General features: G+C 55.8%; 1 protein-coding gene. It reads right to left on the reverse strand.

Annotated elements, in window-relative coordinates; genetic code table 11:
- On the reverse strand, window positions 1-206 hold a 206-nt coding region (locus GPK89_RS14335; protein ID WP_215694178.1), incomplete at both ends, for a ribonucleotide reductase N-terminal alpha domain-containing protein.

Raw genomic sequence — 206 nt, forward strand, 5'->3', positions numbered from 1 at the left:
CCTTCGTTCATAGCAAGATGCAGCGCGATACCCAAAAACATCTCCTGCGGTGTTTCCAGCGGCACGCGGCTGCGTGACTGGATTACATAGCGTTTGAGCAGAAGGTCAAGGCCGGAGTAGGTGAAGAGCTCGTCCCGTTCCGGGCAGAGAAAGTCCTCCGCCATGGCAATCTCCTCGTGGGTATAGTGGGCAAGGATATAGTCACC

The sequence above is a fragment of the Gemmiger formicilis genome, assembly GCF_018784445.1.
Classification (GTDB): Bacteria; Bacillota; Clostridia; order Oscillospirales; family Ruminococcaceae; genus Gemmiger.